Consider the following 18,186-nt stretch of genomic DNA (forward strand, 5'->3'; position numbering starts at 1 on the left):
ACAATACTTTATACGTACCCTTCGATTAGTTGCAAGCTATTGAAGAATCAACAAGCTTGTGAAATTAATCGGTGGAGAATACGCAATGAACCGCCGTGAAGCAACAGATGAGGACGCGGGGATACGGAGACAACTAGACGCGAAGATATATTATAGGAACCACAACTGCTCATGCTTATTGTGCGGTAATGGTTCTTGCTTATTTAGATAGCTTTTATCTATAAATATTCAGAAAAATATAATAAAAAATAATGATATTAAACTTGATTTTTTATATTGTCTAATGATAGGTTAACTTCAAAGAATTACTGGTACATATGAACTAGATGTGTATGAATAACAAATTTACACTAGGCAAGTTATACAAAATCGCTACTACAGGAGGTGATTCACTTGGATATTGGTTTTATCACGGGCTGTATCTCAATGTAGGGATGGGAGAGAAACAGTCAGAGGGGAAATTTATCCAGGATGGAACCCCTTTCCATTTATTTCATTCAGATATTGCCCCTGACATAGAAATAAGAGTACCAGTGCCAGCAATGGCAGCGTTAGAAATAACTCAGAGATAAAAACTATCTGTTACAAGAAAGGTGCAGGTTAATTTGGGGCGAACAATCTTGGACTCATCAGGCTAAATCATTGAGAGTTTGCTGCCAATCTGCTACACATATCCCTTCGCTCTCAAAAAGCGATAGATGTTTTAAGTTTGTTGTCACAATTACGACTTCATTAAAACTCGGCAACTGGAGAATAGCCTGAGCAGCAAGAATTACATCACCATCCAAGCTGTCATTGCTTGCAGTCGGCTTTCCTTGGTTTCGCACCCATGCCCACAGTTCTGCTGCTTTTCGCATTGTTTCAGGCGTTAGTGGTATGAGGCAAATTTGACTAAGTTTATTGAGGCGCTCTATGCTCTTACTCTTTCCTTGCCTCAACAATTCTCGCCGAAGCTCATAGTCAGCTATCTCTGGCACACGTATAACAGTTTCATTATTCTGTAAAGATTCTAGCCACTGTCTGACTTTCGGCTCTGCTTTTGGATGCGTTACTGCACTTAACGGATTAGTATCTAGTAATATAACTCTGCTCATCTGAGCTTTTACAAAAACGGATGATTCTGATTTAAAGCTGCCTCAATTGAGGGTAGGTTTCCTCATCGTATCCTGATTGATCATCCATCCATTCATCAACCAGTTCTATGACTTTTTTCAAAGAATCATCCTTTTTTGTTTCTAATTCAGAACATTGGACAACTTTATCTTCATTTAACTGACTGCGTCTTATGTTTTCTAAGATGACACTGATATCAATGTCTTTCTCATCATTTGAAACAAAGGTCACTCTCTGATAGCTTCCAGCAATAAAATTATTGGACAACGGTAACGATTTTCCCTTAATCAACGCATTGACCTTAGCCCTAACTTTCAGCAGTTCTGCTAGAGAAAGGGCATCTAGTTGTTGCATAATTACATCAAGCGATGATGTCTTGGGCATAGGGTCAACATGGGGTTATCTGTCTTAATTCTATGTCATCACCATTCTTATGAGCCATGTTTGGAAGCTCACATTTTCTTGTTGGTGATGGAGAGCGAAAAGTTTCGGAGGAGATGGGCAACAATTCAGGAGGGGTTCTCAACATTAAATTTTTAGTTTTTGGCGCTAAAGCACCTACTACAAACCATTTACAACTGTAGCTCAAACCCAGGTAAAACCTCTTCACCAGAAAGTACAGCTGGGATTTGAACAACTTCTACAGGTTACCGCGATCGGTAAATCTCTACTTGTTCGTCTTGAAAATTAATCAGCCAACCCAAGCGCAAACCATTTTCTAAGTACTCCTGCATTTTCTCTTGCAGGGGTTAGAGGCGATCGCACTCACAACGGAGTTCAATCACAAAATCAGGCATTTAAAACTCTTACTCTCTGCGGCTCTGCGTGAGGCAAATTCATACTTTGGATCAACAACACCCAAACACCCATGTCGAAGAATTGTTAATTCTGCAAGCTAGCATCAATCAACACCGAAAGCGCACTTTGAGCAATATTTGCTCCATCAGGTGACTTTTCAATTGTTGCCATCAGACTTGCACCCCCAATCAAAAGAAGATACTGCTGCGAAAAAAATTCTGGATTTTGCACCCCAGCCTCAGCTGCTAACCGCATAATGATTTGTCGAATAGACTCACGCAAATCAATCGAAACCTGATGAGCTTTGTGAGATGCGTCTGCAATTTCTAGAACGGCATTAATAAAAGGACAGCCACGAAAATTAGGACTAGCGTACCAGTCACGCAACACATCAAATGTTGCTAATAAACGCTCTTTAGGCGTATTGCCTCGTTCTTTGACAGCATTTTCAAACCAACACAACCATTGAGATGCTCGATATTTCACCACTTCTTCAATGAGCTTGTCTTTAGAAGGAAACCAACGATAGAGTGTTCGTTTAGCAACGCCTGAAGCAGCAATCACTTCATTAATGCCTACATACTGAATACCCTTCTGATAGAAAAGTTCAGAAGCTGTTTCTAGAATTTGTTGCCGAGTGTGACTAGATTCGTGAGCCATATCCTTTGGGGTAGACAAGTTTGTCTCCTTAGGGATATACTAGCACCTATCTTGGGTAGACAAGTCTGTCTACTTGGTGGTAGTTGGAGGTTTTCGCCAATGGAATTTACGATTCACACAATTGCAACAGCTCCAGAAGACTCCAAAGAAGCTTTAGTTCACGCCCAAAAGACGTTTGGTTTTATTCCAAATTTGGAAGGTATTTTTGCTGAGGCTCCTGCTTTGCTCAAAGGTTCAATGACGCTATGGGATTTGTTCGCAACCACCAGTTTCAGCCCGATTGAACAACAAGTAATTTATTTAACAGCTAACTATGAGCATGAATGTCATTACTGCATGGCAGCACATTCCGGCTTGGCAAAAATGATTGGAATGTCAGTCAATGATGTTCAAGCGCTTCGTAAAGGTACACCATTAGGCAATCCTAAATTACAAGCACTGCGCCATTTTACCCAACGTATGATTCAGGCTCGTGGCTGGATTGAAGATAGTGAAATTGAGGAGTTTATCGCGGCTGGCTATAACAAAAGACAAGTGCTAGAAGTAATTTTGGGCATTGCCATCAAAATCATGCATAACTATACAAATCACATAGCTCAAACTCCTTTAGATAAGGAATTTCAGCCATACAAGTGGGCAAAACCAATAGTGAATATGTAGGTAATTTGTTCACATTTAAGATTTAGGTTACAGCCATTTTCAGATGAATAGACCACACAATACTGTAAGGGCGGGTTTTGTTTCAATCTCTAGCTCAAACCGAAAGGAGATCTGCTAAACCCGCCCCTACAAAAAATCGTGGTTCAAATAAATGAAATTTGCTGTAATTACAACCACAGATGAACACCAATAAAATCTGTGTCATCTGTGTCCATCTATGGTCGAATTGTTTGAAAATAGGGGCTAGAGAAAAGAGATTTTCACTCCCTTATTGTATAATTTATCACGTGAAATTCTGATTTGAAGGCGTTGCTGATTTAGGCTATGAAAATAATTTTTCGTAATGCCAAAACCCCTGCCCAGACGCGATATATCGCGTCTCTACACATCAAATTCATACCGCGATTCAGCAACGCCGATTTGAAAGAGCGATCGCCTAAAGAACGAAGACAAGGCAACTCACTCTAATGGCTTTAGCGATGAATTAATAATGATTCCCTGACTTGCGATGATGCACGGCAGTCACACCATCAAGATTTAGGACTTTGCCATTGTCCACAACTGCATACACAAGCCAGTGATCGCCAGCTTCCATCCGGCTTTGTACGGTGCATTCCAGATATGCTAGGGCATCTGCAAGAACAGGGCTACCATTTTCGGCTTCTTGAGTAGCTACTCCAGCAAAACGATCTTGTGCCGGGCTAAAAGGCTTGAGGAAGTGCTTCATCAAACCGATATGATTGCCTTCCTTGAGGATGTTGATGACAAATTTATTACCTGAATGCGTCAGTGGTTCTACTGCACGGTCTTTGGCAACAGCAACCGTAAAACCAGGAGGATTAAAGCTGGCTTGGGATACCCAAGAAGCCAACATCGCACTAGAGATATCACCCTGTTTGGCAGTGAGAACGCACAAAGAACCAACTACTCTGCCAACGGCTTGTTCAACTGTAGTCGCGGGTTGACTGGGAGTACGCAATTTTTTGGCTTTCTTCAAAGCTTGGGCAAAGTCGGTGCCCGCTTCTTCGCACATTTGTAGGGTGGCATCATTCGGCTTAAATTTGACGCGGATGGTGTCAAAGCCAAACTGATAGCCAGCATCTTTGAGTTTGCCTTCAAGTAAATCAACCGCCTCGCCACTCCAACCATAGGAACCGAATACACCAGCAAGTTTACTTTTGGCAGCAGTGGAAAGTACAATACCTAAAGCTGTTTGCACAGGCGTGGGTGCATGACCGCCAAGAGTTGGAGAACCGATAATAAAACCTGCTGCTTTCTCAACGGCAGCCTGGATTTCCTCTGGAGCGGCGACTTCGCAATTAATAGATTCGACGCTGATACCAGCTTTAGTGATACCGTGGGCGATCGCTTGTGCTAAGGTTGCGGTATTCCCGTAAGCCGAAGCATAAATTAATGCTACTGTCGTATCTTGGGAGGTTTGTTGTTGGCTCCACTCCCGATAAGCTTTGGTGAGTTCAATTAAGCCATAGCGTACCAAAGGGCCGTGATTGGGTGCATACATTCTGACTTGCAAATCAGCAAGCTTTTCTAGGGAAGTTTCGACTTGACGGGCATGGGGAGCCATCAAACACTCAAAATAATAGCGTCGATCTTCGAGAAAAATTTGCCAACCTTCATCAAACACCTGATCGCTGCAGATATGCGCTCCAAAGAGTTTATCTGTGTATAAAATTTCTGTTTGCGGATCGTAAGTGCAAAGCAAATCTGGATAGCGTGGGTTGGGCGTTGGAATAAATTGTAAATGATGACCTTTGCCTAAATCCAGGGTTTCTTCTCCACGTTTGACAAGAATAGGCAAATCTGGGTTTTCTAATGCCCCCCGCAAATTGATCGCCCCAGGATTAGAACAAACAAACGTAATCTGTGGCGCACGTTCTAGTAATACTTTGAGAGTTGCGGCGCGGTTGGGATTGACATGACCGAGAATCACATAATCAATTTGTTTTAAATCAAACCGCTGCTGTAATGTATCTAAGTAAATCTCCGTAAAAGTTTCTCCGGGAGGATCGATAAGGGCAGTTTTCTCCCCTTTAATTAAATAAGAATTTGCAGTCGTACCCTTAGCTAGGGCGTATTCAATTTCAAATCGGAGTCTTGTCCAACTGCGCGATCGCAATATTGTCGTATCGGTAGCAATGGGAAGAACTTGAACGTCACGGGGTTTTGTAGATGTCATGGCTGAAATAGGGGCTAGGGGTTAGGGGCTAGAGGCTAGGGGCTAGAAGCTAGGAGTGACAAGAGGAGACAAGGATTTTCTCTAACTCTCTGCTCTTACTAGTCCCTAGCCCCTAGTCCCTAGTCCCTCTTAATAATGATTTCCAACTTTACGATGATGTACGGCAGTTAGTGCATCTGGCTTACTCACTCTTCCCGCATATACGGTACTGTAAACAATCCAATGATCACCACCATCCATTCGGCTAACAACTTCGCACTCCATATAAGCCAAAGCATCGGTGAGAATAGGCGCACCGTTTTCGGCACTCTGGGTTCTGACTCCTTCAAAGCGATCGGCACCAGGGGCAAAACGTTTGAGGAAATGCTTCATTAAGCCTTGGTAATTGCCTTCTTCTAAAACGTTGAGCACAAACTTATCACCCACTTGCATGAGTGATTCAATAGCCCTATCTTTCGCCACCGCAATTGATATTCCCAAAGGCTTGAAACTAGCTTGGCTTACCCAAGATGCAAGCATCGCACTTTTCACATCACCTTTTTTGGCGGTAATGATATACAATCCACCACTAAGTCTGCCTAAAGCTTTGTCTAAATCAGCACCAAGAGATTTCATCGCTTTGATGCTTTTATCGCGTGTCACCCACTGCCCTAAGTCTGTCCCTGCTTCTTCACACAGTTTATAAATATTGTCTGTAGGCGTTTGTTTGATCCGAATTGCCGGAAAGGCTGGTGTTAAACCTAAATCTCGGAATTTACTTAACAGTGGATCGATTGGCTCGTCATCGCCACCACCTGTCTCAAATATGCCTACAGCTTGTTTCTCTTTAGCAGCACCTAAAACCGCACTCAGAGCAGTTTGAGCAGCAGTATCAGACGTTGGCGGTGTTCCTACGACAATTCCCGTACACCGACTGACGATTTCTTGGAGTTCTTGCAAATCTGCTGACTTGAGATCTACCCATTCTACCGCTACGCCTGTTTTGGTGATACCGTTGGTGATGCTTTGAGCGAGGCGATCACTAAAGCCATATTCTGAAACGTAAAATATGCCAACAACAGTCTCTGCTTTGGTTTGGGATTGGCTCCACCTGCGATAGCGTCCGGTTAGTTCTTCAACATTGTGATAAAGTAAAGGCCCGTGACCTGTGGCAATCATGCCGATTTTTTCTAGTTCGCCCATGCGCTTTAGGGCAGATAAAACAGACCGGGCATTAGGAGCCATCAAACATTCATAGTAAAATTCAAAATCAGGGGATATTGCTTCTAAGTCTTCGTCAAAAGTAGCATCCGAGCAATAGTGCAACCCAAATGCATCACAGGTAAACAGGATTTGGGTTTTGTGGTCGTAGGTAAAGATAGTATCAGGCCAATGTAAATTTGGTGCAATCACGAATTCTAATTCGTGTCCGTTGCCCAAATCTAGGCGATCGCCATTTTTGACGATTCGCCGCTTGAAGGGTTGATGCACCAAGTCTTCTAAAAACTGGATTGCCACTTTAGAACCGACAACGGTAACATCCGGAGCAAGTTGCAGCACATCTTTAACTAAACCACTGTGGTCTGGCTCAGTATGGCTGATAATTAAATAATCAATATCTACTGGATTGATTTGATTTTTAAGAGTATCTAAAAATAACTGACGAAACTTTTCGTGGGAAGTATCGACTAATGCCGTCTGCTCACCGCGGATGATAAACGAGTTATAGGTAGTACCATTTTGCAAACCGAATTCGATATCGAAGCGATCGCGATCCCAATCTAGAGAACGAATAGTCGTCGTTTCCGGCGCAACTTCAGCAACCTGTACAGTCAGTCTTTTTTTTGGATTTTCGGCGAGTGCTACCATTACTCCCCTCCATAGCGAATGAGTATTTCTTCCTCTTTAACCTATTGTTGCACGAGTCAATTGTAAACAAATATTAAAAAATCTATAGATAAGTTAAAAAAAATAAAATAGTGGACTGCAGCACTACCCAAATGATCAAGTGCGATCGCAAGCATTAGTGGTAGAGATCAGTTTCAATTTCTTTTCATCAAGTAGCCAACTGAATAAATCTTCTACCGTAAGACTAAAATCTTTGGCAAAGTCAGGCACTGGTAATTGTGCTTTTGGTTGATCGTAAACAGCAGTAGGTCGATCCGACAAATATGCAAACACAGATTGTTCCTTCGGATCTATCAACCATCCCATCTGAGTTCTGTACTCCAAGCAGTACAGAAGCCTTGGCAGATAAACTCAAGTCTCTAGGTGTAGATTTAATTGATACTTCTAGTGGTGGTACTGTATCTAATGCCAAAATTACCTATGGTGCTGGCATTTTATGCCTCGATCAAGATGGCGTTTGATGTCTACCTAATTGATAAATGCTAAAATGCGATCGCTCACTCTTCCACAACAGGCGATCTGGCAGATAAACTCCACCCTTCCGTATTATCTCGTAGTCTTTTTCAGAAATCAAATATAAGATGCCTATAATACCCAGTAAGTTTATGTAATGCGATCGCTTCTGAAATTAGCTGCTCTAGCTGCTCATACTTTAGATCAACCAATCGCTGTGTCTCGTGGGAATTTTGTTCGATGCACTCTAATACAGTACTCATGTTCTTACTTGCATAAAAATTGTTAAGTATTAATTAATCTGATTTTGTTTATATTGCGGAGATGTCTATTTGCATTTTCCAAAAGCAACACAAGATTGGTTATTTAATCTTTAGGCGTAATAACATTTCGATATGAGCATACATAATTATTGTTCATTTAGCCCCAGCCTTCCAATACTTGTCATTACCCGCATCTTTTAAATCTTCGCTTCGTTGCCATCCAGCCGTAGAATTAATTCTCCCACCTAATAGCTAAAGTCTACTTAATTCACATCTTGCATCTCGCCCCTAAAACGCCTGGTAGACGCCCAGTAGACAGGCGTAGCCTGGCTTCTCGGAGAGTGGGCGGCTTCCCGTAGGGTACTGAAGTTCCTCTCTTATCGTTCAAGTCAGTTAAAACTGACTAAAAAGTTTACATAGTCTACTTTAGTAGACTTTAGCTTTAAGCCAAGAAATAAATTTCTTGGCGGATAAGAGCGTGGATGCAAGATATAAGTTGAGACTCGCTGCATATTTCAGCCCTCTTTAGTAGACTTGTGCTATGCAGCCCTGTAGACACAGGAGGCGGCTTCCCGTAGGGTACTTCAGTTCTGGCGTGACACTAGCAAACAATAATTTATCTGCTAAACCTGCCCCTATAGTTTTTACTTGTATAGCATTATTCAATTTAAATTCCTACCAAAATCATCCTTTAGGGTATGTGAGCTTTAAGCCTATTGATAGGGCTTTTCAGTATTGACAAGAAATAGTATCGAAATACATAGGTCATGTTTATAAATAAATGAGCGTAAATAAACATAAACAATTAAGATAGTTAAGTATTAGTTTTCAGTTAAAAATTGTTAATTATTAGGTGTTTATAGTTATTATTTGAAACTAACAATTAGCAAGATAAGTCTATTCATTTAATTCAATCATTGTAATCCGATTGGGAGTATAAAAATGTTGACTATACACTCACCCAGATACAGCCCTAATCAAGTAGTTTCCTTTATTGGTGGTGTAGGTAAAGTCTTATGTTTACAGCCTACTTCTGGTACATGGACTTACGCCATTGAATTGGAAATGGGTGAAGTACCAGAAATGGGCAGGTTAGGTGGTGAAACAACAATTCTACTTTATGAAACCGAAATTGAAGGTGTAATGAGTTCATGAATACTTCTACTCAGTTCTATTATCCTGAATTTGGTATACCAAGCTATTTAATTGTATTGTTGTCAGCATTTCCTTTCTCAATATTTCTGATTACTTTTGCTATTAATCAATCAGATATCATTAGCTTCTATATCTACGTTTATACAGCCTGTATTATTGTCGGTTTACCGTTTATGGCAACGTTGAATCGAGAAAATACGGCGTTGCAGTCTGTCAAAAAACCTGTACAGGAAAGGGGTATTACTGCAATACAGCAGCGTGGTAACCATAAAGACTGGCAGTGGCGAGGCTGGAAGGTTCGTTACACTTTTGTATCTAACCCTAAAAGTCAGTTGTCAGTGATTTTACTGCACGGTTTTGGTGCATCTATCGGTCACTGGCGACAGAATATACCAGAGCTAGCAAAGTATTACAATGTTTATGCACTGGATTTGTTGGGTTTTGGAGCCTCTACCAAGCCAGATATTTCCTATTCTGTAGGATTGTGGGTAGAGCAAGTTTATGAGTTTTGGCAGACATTTATCAAAGAACCCACTGTACTAGTAGGTAATTCTATTGGTTCTGTAACTTGCTTGGCAACGGCAGCCGCTCACCCAGAGATGGTGCGAGGTGTAGCGATGATTAGTTTGCCGGATACATCTAGCACAGAAGAATTAATCCCAAAACCTATACGCCCATTAATAAATCGCCTTAAGAGAATTTGCTCCTCACCTTTGCTACTGCAACCACTATTTTACTTATTGCGTTATCCTTGCATTCTCAGGCATTGGCTAGGAATGGCGTATGCTCGCAAAGAAGCAATTACCGAAGAACTGATTGAAATTCTGAGCGCACCTGCTCGCGATCGCTATTCTGCGAGAGCATTTTGTGCCATTATCAAAGCAATGCTCAGTCCGCAATTTTATCCGTGCATTAAGTCTAGTTTGAGTAGCTTAGAGATTCCTTCGTTGTTGTTATGGGGTAAAGGCGATCGCATGATTCCCCCTACCCTCTCAAAGCGCTTTTTAAATTACAACCCAGCACTACAATTAATAGAAGTGGAAAATGCCGGGCATTGCGCCCATGATGAACATCCCGAACAAGTAAACAGGGAATTACTCTTGTGGATTCAAACAGAGGTATTAAAAGCTTTGTAAGTAGAAGTCAGAGGGCAGAGAGCAGCGCCCTTGGGGGTTAAGCGCGTCGAGTGCGACTGCAAAGAGGCAGATGGCAGAAGGGAAAATATTGATATAAATCCTAAAACTATGCTGGTGTGAGCCATTAGCCATTAGCTATTAGCCACAGTAGTTAACCACTAACCAATTCCTCTACAGCACTCGCATCCGTTGGCAAAGCAACTGTTAAAACTTCGCTACCTTGCTCTGTTACTAAAACATCATCTTCAATGCGGATACCACGTACATCAGCAAATTCTGATAAACGTTCCCAATTTACCGTGTATTGATATCTAGAGCGCAATTCGCTATTATTTAAAATCGCTGGCACTTGATAAAAACCTGGCTCTATTGTTACTAACATTCCTGCTCTGAGTGGGCGATTTAAACGCAGGTAGCTCAAGCCAAAGCGATCGCTCCTTTTGCGCCCCTGTTCATATCCGGCTAAATCTCCCAAATCTTCCATATCATGAACATCTAAACCTACAAGATGACCGATACCATGAGGGAAAAATAGTGAATGAACATCCCGCTCTACCAAATCTTCAGGCTGTCCTTGCAAAATACCTAAATCTACTAAACCTTCTGCAATCACCGTACACGCCAATAAGTGAATCTCTCCATACTCAACACCAGGGCGTATTTTAGCAATGCAAGCATCATGAGCTGCTAGCACTACATCATAAATATCTCGTTGGGTAGATGAAAATTTACCAGTCACAGGCCAAGTACGAGTAACATCTGCTGCCCAACCCATCTCTGTTTCTGCCCCAACATCAGCAAGCAGTAAGTCATCTGGTTGCAGAGAGTGGTGATACTGCTCGTTATGCAGAACTTCACCATGAACAGTGACAATACTGTTGTAGGAAGTAGTCATATTATGAGCGATAATGACTTTTTCCATTGCCCCACGCACTTGTGCCTCTATTTTGGCATTCACTGTTGCCGCCATCCCAGCCTTGTGTGCCTCGACAGTAACAGCAGCAGCTTTTCGCAATTCTGCCAAGGCTCCTGCATCATGGGTGAGGCGCAATTCAACAATAGCCTTGGCTAATTCTAAATCAATTCCCTGCAATTGATTTTGCGGTAAAACCCATCTATTTAACAACTGCGACTGTTGTGTCCAAGTGGCAGCATCCTGTACGGCAATTGTTGCTGCTCCTTCTAAGTATGACTCTAGTTCAGCGATCGCAAAAGCAGCATCCGCCCCAATCGCCTGGGCAATTTCTTCGCGCTTGGGCATTTCTCCATGCCATAGGGCGCTACTGGGTGCGGGATCGTCCATAAATAATGTCAGCTTGCCTGCTTCCAAGCGAATTGCCGCATTAGACAGGGGAAGCCCAGCAAAGTAAAGGAAATGACTGCTAGCACGAAAGCGATATACATTGGCTGGATAGTTGCGCGGACTACTGCTTCCTGACCACAAAATTGCGGGAAAATCTATGCGGGCAGCTAGTCTTTGTCGTCGCTGACGGAGAGTATCGACGAGGGAACTAGAAAAGTTTTGTATATCCATGAGCAAGCAAGGATGAAAAGTTTATACAGCAAATTTTATTTCAACAAAAATTTTGTAGGGTCGGGTTTAGCAGATATCTTTTCGGCTTTAGCTAGAGATTGAAACAAAACCCGCCCTTACAGTATAGTGTGGTCTATTTCTCTGAAAATGGCTGTAAATCAGATTTACATCTGATTGCAGACTTTTAATCATCATCCTCTTCATCTTCCCTATCTTCTTGTCGATTTCTTCTTTCGTTGTTCTCATCATCGTCATCATCCGAGCGACGTGGATTTTCATAACCCTCTCGTTCTTCTTGACGTTCGCCTGCGGGATTTACTCTGCCTAAGTTGCAACTGGCTAATCCTGTTGAAAATATGATTAAGCTAGCAATAGCAAGAATACCTCCCACAATGCCTTTTTTCTTCAAGCCCTCAGTTGTGCGGAACATAATTTCTATCCTTTGAAGAAAAACTACTTACTTTCTACACTAATGCGAGAATGCATTTTAGATAGTAGTAAATTCAAAGCGATCGCCAACACACAATTGCAACGGCAAGCTTTGTTTTCTATGGTAATTTTTTTAAATAAATGTAAATAGAAATAAACATTAAGAGGTGTTTGCCCCCTATACTGAGCTACGGTCTATACACAAATTGATTTTTTCTCTTTCCCAGGCTGGAGCCTGGGAAAGCATTGATTGAGGCTCCGCCTAAAATCATGAGCAGACACGGTAATGAGAAATGGAAAACCCTCTTTCCCCCTGCACCCTGCTTTCCTGCGACTTTCATGATCAGTCTTTCACCGGACACGATATTACTTAATGCCCACCACAATCGAGTCTGGGCCGATTAAGTATTCTACTCGTGTTTCACGAAATCCGGCTTCTTTCATCCATTGGCAACAGTCAGCGCCTGTATAGTCAAATCCTGCCGGGGTTTCAATCAGCATATTTAAGCTCATCAACAAACCGAACAGATTCTTGCATCGCTCATCATCAATCACAGCATCATAAGCAACTAAAAGTCCGTTTTCGGGAAGAGATGCATAAGCCTTACGAATCAACATTTTCTTCTCTTCCAGACTCCAGTCATGCAAAATATGACCCATGAGAATCACATCGGCATTGGGCAAATCGTCCTGAAAGAAATCACCACCCATAAAACGGATGCGATCGCTAAGAGCTTGCTCGGCGACATAATCTTCAAACACCGGAGCAACTACAGGCAAATCAAACCCAATCCCGCTCAGATGTGGATTAGCTTTAGCAATTTGCACGGCTAAGTCACCTTGGGCTGTGCCAACATCTACAAAAGACTTGTAATTAGACCAAGGCAAACGCTCGGCAATACAAATATTCGCCCCACGACTAACCCCAGACATAGCCCGAAGAAATTCTTTGAGGCGATCGCGATCGGCGTAAAGTGTCCCAAAGAAATTTTCTCCACCCTTAGCTTCGTTTTGCATCTCGCCTGTCCGCAATGCCTCGCTTAAGTGTCCCCAGAAACCGAATAAGCGATGGTTTGCCATTTCCAGTATGCCACCGATATAAGAAGGCTTTTGTTTATCTAAAAACATATCGGTATCGGGAGCGTTATGGTAAATGTTTCCTTCTCTACGCAGGAACCCCATGGCAACCAGCGCATCCAGAAAATCCCGTGCCGATCTTGGATGCAAACCAAGCCGAGTCTGCAAATTCTCAAGATCTCCTGGATGTTTAGCCAATTCTGTGAACACCTCTATTTCGACGGCACTCAGTAGCACCTTGGAAGCCCAGAAGCCAAATCCAACCTCCATAATTCTTTCAGCAGTAGGGGGCAGCAAGCTATTACTCCTAAAACCATTAAGTAAATAATTGATACAGCTAAAACAGCTTAATTGCTAGTGGCTCGCTAACTATCTATACATTCAACCGCAGTTTACATTCATGAAGGCAGCTATGCTGGAGGCAGAGAAGCCACTGCGCCCTTGCGGCTTCCCGGAGGGTAGCCGCTAGCTAACGCAACGCCTGACGGCGAACGCGTCTAGTGCCGACTTGAAATATGTGGCGTGGCAGAAGGGAACTTACGCGCTATATCGTGGTTGTGACGTGTACAGATTTGGCAAACCAATAAAGAGATAGAACTGAAATATAGTCTTAAGATAGATGAAAAAATTAGCAAACCAATTCAAAACAGAATCAGCTAGGCAGAGTCATAGGTAGTAGCCCTTGCCAAATTGTGTACAGAAGAGGACACGGGGAAATCTGAATGACGTTCTTGCTCCTTGTCCAAGTCTTACCTTCTGCCCTCTGCCCTTTGCCTTTTTCAATCAGCTTATTAACCTAACAAATTTTAGACACATAATTTTAGACACATAAATATATGGATACAAGCATATACCCGCCTGGTTTGAAAACCGCTTTAGAATTCCCGTTAGTAGAAGCACTATTTGGCAGACGCGCTCGACGGTTTTCTTTGGGTGCCTCAATTCCTGATGGCCCGTTGGCGTTTACGTCTCGTCATCAGCCCTTTCCCCTTTCTGAATTAGAGCAAATGATGGTTTTAACGGCAGCTGCTGGCAATACCGGATGGCACCACATGATTACGCGTCATGCCAGATATGCTCCCCATCTGTCCAACTATTCTGCTGCTGCTGGAGGGCGTACTTTTCCTTCAGCTGCGGGTTTCCATACTAGTGAAATCTTTTTTACCAACGACGATGGCATCTACTTCTTTCCAACCCGCGATGCACACGCTTTAGTAGAACGGCAAGCGGACGAAAAAATAAATCTGGATGCTCTCTTAGAAGCCCATCGCCAACGAATTCGCAAATTAGCTAACCATCGGTTGTATATTCCACCAGCCGAACCTTACATGGAAGGGCACAATACCTGGTGTGTCAATCGTCCGGGCAGTCTTTTGATTATTCCGGTAGCTGATATTGCCCAGCATATGATAGCTAATCTCTGCTTTTTGGTACAGAACGGCTATTGTATCTATGACGATGTCAATCACGAGCAAATTCCAGGACTAGAAAAATTCAAACATTTAGTGAATTTAGACGAACCCTTCCCCTTGACTTTTATTGAACAGTATTCCCTAACAGAATCCACTGCTGAACTTTCGACTTGTTGCTACGCAGGGATGCTGATGCTGCAAGCAATGGGCTTGGGTGGTTGGATGTTTGACGGCATGGATCGTCATGTTGTATTGGGTGCCAGTGGAAATCCGGAGGTGCCGGGTTTAGGTTTTCGCTACGACACCGATGAACGCTGGTCACTTCCCAACCCGACTGGCTTACCGGGAGTATTCGAGGCTTTTTGTCCGCCCCACTATCCCAATCTGCGTGCTGCTGTGGAAGCTTTTGCGAAGCGGAAATTTGGTGTAGGCGGGCCATTTCACCCCGATACAAAAGGCCCTTGGAAAGAAAGTGCCAAAATCCGAGCAAGTGCAGAGATTCATAGTGAAGAATTCAAAGACTGTGTAGCTCTGATGGCTCAATACATCTACGATCGCTTCGGTAAGTTCCCCGGTACAGTACCTAGCGTGTTTATTCTCACTTATCTTCAGGCTCATCACTTAGATTTAGAGTTCTACGACCATTACTTCCAGCCAGGAGCATATCTAGAAACTCACGCTCAACATATGGCGAATTGGCATTCGGCTGAGGAAATGTAGCTCGGCTACCGTGAAAGCACGCAAAAGACATATCCGTAAATTAGGTTTTTACCCTTGATTCATAAGGTATATAGGTAAATTCACGGATCAACCTAGAAGGAGGAATATTATGGTCAGCCTACATATTGCCACCACCACGGGTGAAGAGACTGTTCTGGAGGAAGCAAGAGTAACAGCATTTAAATCCAACCTGCGTGGTGAACTACTCTCTGCTGACGATGAAGGCTATGAAAACGCCCGCAAAGTCTACAATGGCATGATTGACCGACATCCTTGCTTGATTGCCCGTTGTGCAAATGTGGCAGATGTCATCAATGCTGTCAATTTTGCCCGCGAAAACAAACTCCTGCTTGCAGTTCGAGGTGGCGGACATAATGGTGCAGGTTTGGGAACTTGCGATGATGGCTTGGTCATCGATCTCTCGCGCATGAAGGGCATTCGCATTGACCCGCAGGCTCGCACGGTGAGGGTCGAAGGCGGCTGCACCTTAGGGGATGTGGATCATGCAACCCATGCATTTGGTCTGGCTATACCTAGTGGAATTAACTCTACTACCGGTGTTGCTGGACTGACCTTGGGTGGCGGACACGGCTATCTGACTCGCAAGTATGGTTTAACCATTGATAATCTTCTGGAAGCAGATGTAGTACTGGCAGACGGGCGTTTCGTTACTGCCAATGCAAACGAGAACGAGGATCTGTTCTGGGCAATCCGTGGCGGTGGAGGTAACTTTGGCGTTGTCACTTCCTTTTTATTCCAGGCACATCCCGTTAGCACGGTTTATGCTGGGCCGACGCTGTGGCATTTAGATCGGGCAACCGAGTTGATGCAATGGTATCGGGATTTTATCACCAACGCACCGGAAGACCTGTATGGCTTTTTTGCCTTCCTGAAAGTACCACCGGGGCCACCATTTCCCGAACACCTGCACACAAAGACAATGTGCGGCATAATTTGGTGTTATACCGGAGCGGAAGAAAAAGTAGAGGAAGCGTTCCGACCGATCCACAATTTTGCTACTCCGGCATTTGAACACATTGGCCCAATGCCTTATCCAGAATTACAAAGTATGTTCGATCCGCTGATGCCAACAGGGATGCAGTGGTATTGGAAAGGTGATTTTGTGAATCAGTTGAGTGACGAAGCGATCGCCTTACATATGAAATATGGTTCGCAACTCCCAAGCTTGTTGTCAACGATGCACCTGTATCCGATTGATGGCGCAGTAAATCGAGTCGGCAAAAATGACACAGCTTTTAGTTTCCGTGAGGCAAAATGGTCGATGGTGATGGCTGGTATCGATCCAGATCCGGCAAACGCTCAAAAAATTACTACCTGGGCAAAAGAGTATTGGAATGCTCTGCATCCTTATACTTGCGGCGGAGCATACGTAAATTTCATGATGGAGGAAGGGCAAGAGCGTGTCCAGGCAACTTACCGTGATAACTACGAGCGTTTGGTTGCTATTAAGAACAAGTACGATCCGACAAATCTGTTCCGCGTCAATCAAAATATCAAGCCAGCCACAGCTTAGACTCCTTGCAAAAGTAAATTTTGCACTCTTATGGGAAAAGGGTTTTCTAATGCCTTTAGCACCATACCCTGCGGGAAGTGCTACGCCCTACGAGTGGGAGAGCCTGAAGCTCTTAAATTCTCGTTACCAGGTTGAACCTGGTAACGAGGGTGGTGGGCTTGCCTGGTGGCTGTTCTTGAATCGATCGCTTGACAAATATAAAGGGCTGATTAGTTCTGTGGAGTATCAATTCAACATTTTCACGAGTTTGCCAGAGAAAGGAGGTGATTATTATGCCCTATGCCAACAACCAAGGAATCCGTATTCACTACCAAGTGCAGGGAGACGGCCCACCGCTAATCCTCCATCACGGTATAACTCAGACCTGGGAGGATTGGCAAGAAAAGAGCTACACTAAAGCCCTCAGCCGCGACTATCAACTCATCTTGCTTGACGCTCGCGGGCATGGTGCTAGCGATAAGCCTCACGATCCCGCAGCTTATGCATTGCCGTTGAGAGTTGGGGATGTGACTGCGGTTTTAGACGATCTCAATATTCGTCAAGCCCACTTTTTTGGTTACTCGATGGGTGGATGGATAGGGTTTGGCATGGCTAAATATGCTCCAGAACGCTTGCACAGCCTCATTATCGGTGGTGCTCATCCCTATGAAGAAAGTATGCAGCCTTTCCGAGAGCCAATGAGCAAAGGGATGGAGGGTTTAGTTAGTTTTGCTGAGGCGATGTTCGGACAGTGGCTGACTCCTGCTGGTAAGACGCGGTTGATGTCCAACGATATAGAGGCTTTGATGGCGCTTGCCCAGGATAGAGACTCTATAGAAGATGTTTTGCCAACCATGACAATGCCGTGTTTGTTGTTTACAGGTGAAACTGACTTCAGGTATGCCGAGATTCAGGAATGTGCCAAACATATGCCTAAGGTAACATTCGTTTCTTTCCCTGAATGCGATCATTTTGCGGCGATGGCGAAAAGCGATTTGGTGCTTCCCCACATCACGAAATTTTTAGAAGCGGTGAACCAGAGTTAGAAATTGGCTGGGTACAATGGGTGAGTTGGTGCTGGCGATCGTGTCCGCATAGTGATCGCTGCACCTAAAAGGAGCCACTATGATTTTTTGCTGTCCAGTCTTCTTAGCGTATTTGTCACAATATTTAAATAAG

General features: G+C 43.5%; 20 protein-coding genes and 1 pseudogene. 10 read left to right on the forward strand and 11 right to left on the reverse strand.

All coding sequences use genetic code 11. The features are described 5' to 3' along the window. Positions 1–332: 332 nt before the first annotated feature. Entirely contained in the window at positions 333–572 is a 240-nt protein-coding gene (locus tag UYC_RS0120460; protein ID WP_016875446.1) for a hypothetical protein, read from the forward strand. Between the two features lie 57 nt (positions 573–629). Here the strand turns inward: UYC_RS0120460 and UYC_RS0120465 are convergent, their stop codons facing one another. Both UYC_RS0120465 and UYC_RS0120470 read right to left on the reverse strand, forming a co-directional pair. Further along, a complete protein-coding gene (locus UYC_RS0120465; RefSeq protein ID WP_016875445.1) occupies positions 630–1,094 on the reverse strand; it encodes a type II toxin-antitoxin system VapC family toxin in 465 nt (154 codons plus the stop codon). 31 nt (positions 1,095–1,125) lie between these two features. Further along, on the reverse strand, positions 1,126–1,467 hold the full coding sequence (locus UYC_RS0120470) for a hypothetical protein (RefSeq protein WP_235082971.1): 342 nt from the start codon (positions 1,465–1,467) through the stop codon (positions 1,126–1,128). Between the two features lie 86 nt (positions 1,468–1,553). Here UYC_RS0120470 and UYC_RS39020 point away from each other — a divergent pair, with 86 nt between their 5' ends. After that, on the forward strand, positions 1,554–1,697 hold the full coding sequence (locus UYC_RS39020; protein WP_016875443.1) for a hypothetical protein: 144 nt from the start codon (positions 1,554–1,556) through the stop codon (positions 1,695–1,697). Here UYC_RS39020 and UYC_RS36700 read toward each other — a convergent pair. After that, positions 1,686–1,907: pseudogene (locus UYC_RS36700) on the reverse strand (Uma2 family endonuclease); the annotation flags it as partial. The gene UYC_RS39020 and the pseudogene UYC_RS36700 overlap by 12 nt on opposite strands. Before the next feature lie 88 nt (positions 1,908–1,995). Then, positions 1,996–2,571, reverse strand: a complete 576-nt coding sequence (locus UYC_RS0120485) for a TetR/AcrR family transcriptional regulator (RefSeq protein WP_016875442.1) — start codon at positions 2,569–2,571, stop codon at positions 1,996–1,998. Between the two features lie 99 nt (positions 2,572–2,670). On the opposite strand from UYC_RS0120485, the gene UYC_RS0120490 reads away from it, so the two are divergent. Both UYC_RS0120490 and UYC_RS37965 read left to right on the forward strand, forming a co-directional pair. Continuing rightward, positions 2,671–3,231 carry a carboxymuconolactone decarboxylase family protein gene (locus tag UYC_RS0120490; protein WP_016875441.1) on the forward strand — a complete coding sequence of 187 codons (561 nt, stop codon included), beginning with the start codon at positions 2,671–2,673 and terminating at the stop codon, positions 3,229–3,231. Between the two features lie 324 nt (positions 3,232–3,555). After that, on the forward strand, positions 3,556–3,699 hold the full coding sequence (locus tag UYC_RS37965; protein WP_157171259.1) for a hypothetical protein: 144 nt from the start codon (positions 3,556–3,558) through the stop codon (positions 3,697–3,699). A 16-nt stretch (positions 3,700–3,715) separates the two neighbouring features. Here UYC_RS37965 and UYC_RS0120495 read toward each other — a convergent pair whose 3' ends face one another. From UYC_RS0120495 to UYC_RS0120505, 3 genes are all read right to left on the reverse strand, one after another. After that, positions 3,716–5,428, reverse strand: coding sequence for a diflavin flavoprotein (locus UYC_RS0120495; RefSeq protein WP_016875440.1), 1,713 nt, complete (start codon positions 5,426–5,428; stop codon positions 3,716–3,718). A gap of 129 nt (positions 5,429–5,557) precedes the next feature. Continuing rightward, positions 5,558–7,276 carry a diflavin flavoprotein gene (locus tag UYC_RS0120500; protein ID WP_016875439.1) on the reverse strand — a complete coding sequence of 573 codons (1,719 nt, stop codon included), beginning with the start codon at positions 7,274–7,276 and terminating at the stop codon, positions 5,558–5,560. Positions 7,277–7,411: 135 nt separating this feature from the next. Further along, positions 7,412–7,576 (reverse strand): Uma2 family endonuclease, encoded by a 165-nt coding sequence (locus UYC_RS0120505; RefSeq protein WP_321164268.1) that lies wholly within the window; start codon positions 7,574–7,576, stop codon positions 7,412–7,414. Between the two features lie 2 nt (positions 7,577–7,578). Between UYC_RS0120505 and UYC_RS36705 the strand changes: the two genes are divergently transcribed. After that, a complete protein-coding gene (locus UYC_RS36705) occupies positions 7,579–7,776 on the forward strand; it encodes a hypothetical protein (RefSeq protein WP_016879638.1) in 198 nt (65 codons plus the stop codon). A gap of 102 nt (positions 7,777–7,878) precedes the next feature. On the opposite strand, the gene UYC_RS39025 is transcribed toward UYC_RS36705, so the two are convergent. Then, entirely contained in the window at positions 7,879–8,031 is a 153-nt protein-coding gene (locus UYC_RS39025) for a hypothetical protein (protein ID WP_016875436.1), read from the reverse strand. Between the two features lie 942 nt (positions 8,032–8,973). Between UYC_RS39025 and UYC_RS0120520 the strand changes: the two genes are divergently transcribed. Next, positions 8,974–9,186, forward strand: a complete 213-nt coding sequence (locus UYC_RS0120520; RefSeq protein WP_016875435.1) for a hypothetical protein — start codon at positions 8,974–8,976, stop codon at positions 9,184–9,186. Next, entirely contained in the window at positions 9,183–10,322 is a 1,140-nt protein-coding gene (locus UYC_RS35670) for an alpha/beta fold hydrolase (protein WP_016875434.1), read from the forward strand. The genes UYC_RS0120520 and UYC_RS35670 overlap by 4 nt, the downstream gene beginning before the upstream one ends. A 151-nt stretch (positions 10,323–10,473) precedes the next feature. Here the strand turns inward: UYC_RS35670 and UYC_RS0120530 are convergent, their stop codons facing one another. The 3 genes from UYC_RS0120530 to UYC_RS0120540 all read right to left on the reverse strand — a co-directional run bounded on the left by UYC_RS0120530 (position 10,474) and on the right by UYC_RS0120540 (position 13,659). Then, positions 10,474–11,856: an aminopeptidase P family protein gene (locus tag UYC_RS0120530; RefSeq protein WP_016875433.1), complete on the reverse strand. Its 1,383-nt coding sequence runs from the start codon at positions 11,854–11,856 to the stop codon at positions 10,474–10,476. Positions 11,857–12,040: 184 nt separating this feature from the next. Continuing rightward, entirely contained in the window at positions 12,041–12,286 is a 246-nt protein-coding gene (locus UYC_RS0120535; RefSeq protein WP_016875432.1) for a hypothetical protein, read from the reverse strand. 365 nt (positions 12,287–12,651) lie between these two features. Further along, positions 12,652–13,659, reverse strand: coding sequence for a methyltransferase (locus UYC_RS0120540; protein ID WP_235082970.1), 1,008 nt, complete (start codon positions 13,657–13,659; stop codon positions 12,652–12,654). A gap of 539 nt (positions 13,660–14,198) precedes the next feature. On the opposite strand from UYC_RS0120540, the gene UYC_RS0120545 reads away from it, so the two are divergent. The 3 genes from UYC_RS0120545 to UYC_RS0120555 all read left to right on the forward strand — a co-directional run bounded on the left by UYC_RS0120545 (position 14,199) and on the right by UYC_RS0120555 (position 18,053). Then, positions 14,199–15,494 (forward strand): hypothetical protein, encoded by a 1,296-nt coding sequence (locus UYC_RS0120545; RefSeq protein ID WP_016875430.1) that lies wholly within the window; start codon positions 14,199–14,201, stop codon positions 15,492–15,494. Positions 15,495–15,603: 109 nt separating this feature from the next. After that, positions 15,604–17,028 carry an FAD-binding oxidoreductase gene (locus tag UYC_RS0120550; protein ID WP_016875429.1) on the forward strand — a complete coding sequence of 475 codons (1,425 nt, stop codon included), beginning with the start codon at positions 15,604–15,606 and terminating at the stop codon, positions 17,026–17,028. Between the two features lie 272 nt (positions 17,029–17,300). Then, a complete protein-coding gene (locus UYC_RS0120555) occupies positions 17,301–18,053 on the forward strand; it encodes an alpha/beta fold hydrolase (protein ID WP_016875428.1) in 753 nt (250 codons plus the stop codon). The last annotated feature ends 133 nt before the right edge of the window (positions 18,054–18,186 follow it).

It is taken from the genome of Chlorogloeopsis fritschii PCC 6912 (genome assembly GCF_000317285.1).
Lineage (GTDB): Bacteria > Cyanobacteriota > Cyanobacteriia > Cyanobacteriales > Nostocaceae > Chlorogloeopsis > Chlorogloeopsis fritschii.

Bases quoted from the DNA above. Each gene is read 5' to 3' on its own strand.
- UYC_RS0120460 (WP_016875446.1), top strand. From the start codon at position 333: ATGAATAACAAATTTACACTAGGCAAGTTATACAAAATCGCTACTACA.
- UYC_RS0120465 (WP_016875445.1), bottom strand. From the start codon at position 1,094: ATGAGCAGAGTTATATTACTAGATACTAATCCGTTAAGTGCAGTAACG.
- UYC_RS0120470 (WP_235082971.1), bottom strand. From the start codon at position 1,467: ATGCAACAACTAGATGCCCTTTCTCTAGCAGAACTGCTGAAAGTTAGG.
- UYC_RS39020 (WP_016875443.1), top strand. From the start codon at position 1,554: ATGTTTGGAAGCTCACATTTTCTTGTTGGTGATGGAGAGCGAAAAGTT.
- UYC_RS0120485 (WP_016875442.1), bottom strand. From the start codon at position 2,571: ATGGCTCACGAATCTAGTCACACTCGGCAACAAATTCTAGAAACAGCT.
- UYC_RS0120490 (WP_016875441.1), top strand. From the start codon at position 2,671: ATGGAATTTACGATTCACACAATTGCAACAGCTCCAGAAGACTCCAAA.
- UYC_RS37965 (WP_157171259.1), top strand. From the start codon at position 3,556: ATGAAAATAATTTTTCGTAATGCCAAAACCCCTGCCCAGACGCGATAT.
- UYC_RS0120495 (WP_016875440.1), bottom strand. From the start codon at position 5,428: ATGACATCTACAAAACCCCGTGACGTTCAAGTTCTTCCCATTGCTACC.
- UYC_RS0120500 (WP_016875439.1), bottom strand. From the start codon at position 7,276: ATGGTAGCACTCGCCGAAAATCCAAAAAAAAGACTGACTGTACAGGTT.
- UYC_RS36705 (WP_016879638.1), top strand. From the start codon at position 7,579: ATGCAAACACAGATTGTTCCTTCGGATCTATCAACCATCCCATCTGAG.
- UYC_RS39025 (WP_016875436.1), bottom strand. From the start codon at position 8,031: ATGAGTACTGTATTAGAGTGCATCGAACAAAATTCCCACGAGACACAG.
- UYC_RS0120520 (WP_016875435.1), top strand. From the start codon at position 8,974: ATGTTGACTATACACTCACCCAGATACAGCCCTAATCAAGTAGTTTCC.
- UYC_RS35670 (WP_016875434.1), top strand. From the start codon at position 9,183: ATGAATACTTCTACTCAGTTCTATTATCCTGAATTTGGTATACCAAGC.
- UYC_RS0120530 (WP_016875433.1), bottom strand. From the start codon at position 11,856: ATGGATATACAAAACTTTTCTAGTTCCCTCGTCGATACTCTCCGTCAG.
- UYC_RS0120535 (WP_016875432.1), bottom strand. From the start codon at position 12,286: ATGTTCCGCACAACTGAGGGCTTGAAGAAAAAAGGCATTGTGGGAGGT.
- UYC_RS0120545 (WP_016875430.1), top strand. From the start codon at position 14,199: ATGGATACAAGCATATACCCGCCTGGTTTGAAAACCGCTTTAGAATTC.
- UYC_RS0120550 (WP_016875429.1), top strand. From the start codon at position 15,604: ATGGTCAGCCTACATATTGCCACCACCACGGGTGAAGAGACTGTTCTG.
- UYC_RS0120555 (WP_016875428.1), top strand. From the start codon at position 17,301: ATGCCCTATGCCAACAACCAAGGAATCCGTATTCACTACCAAGTGCAG.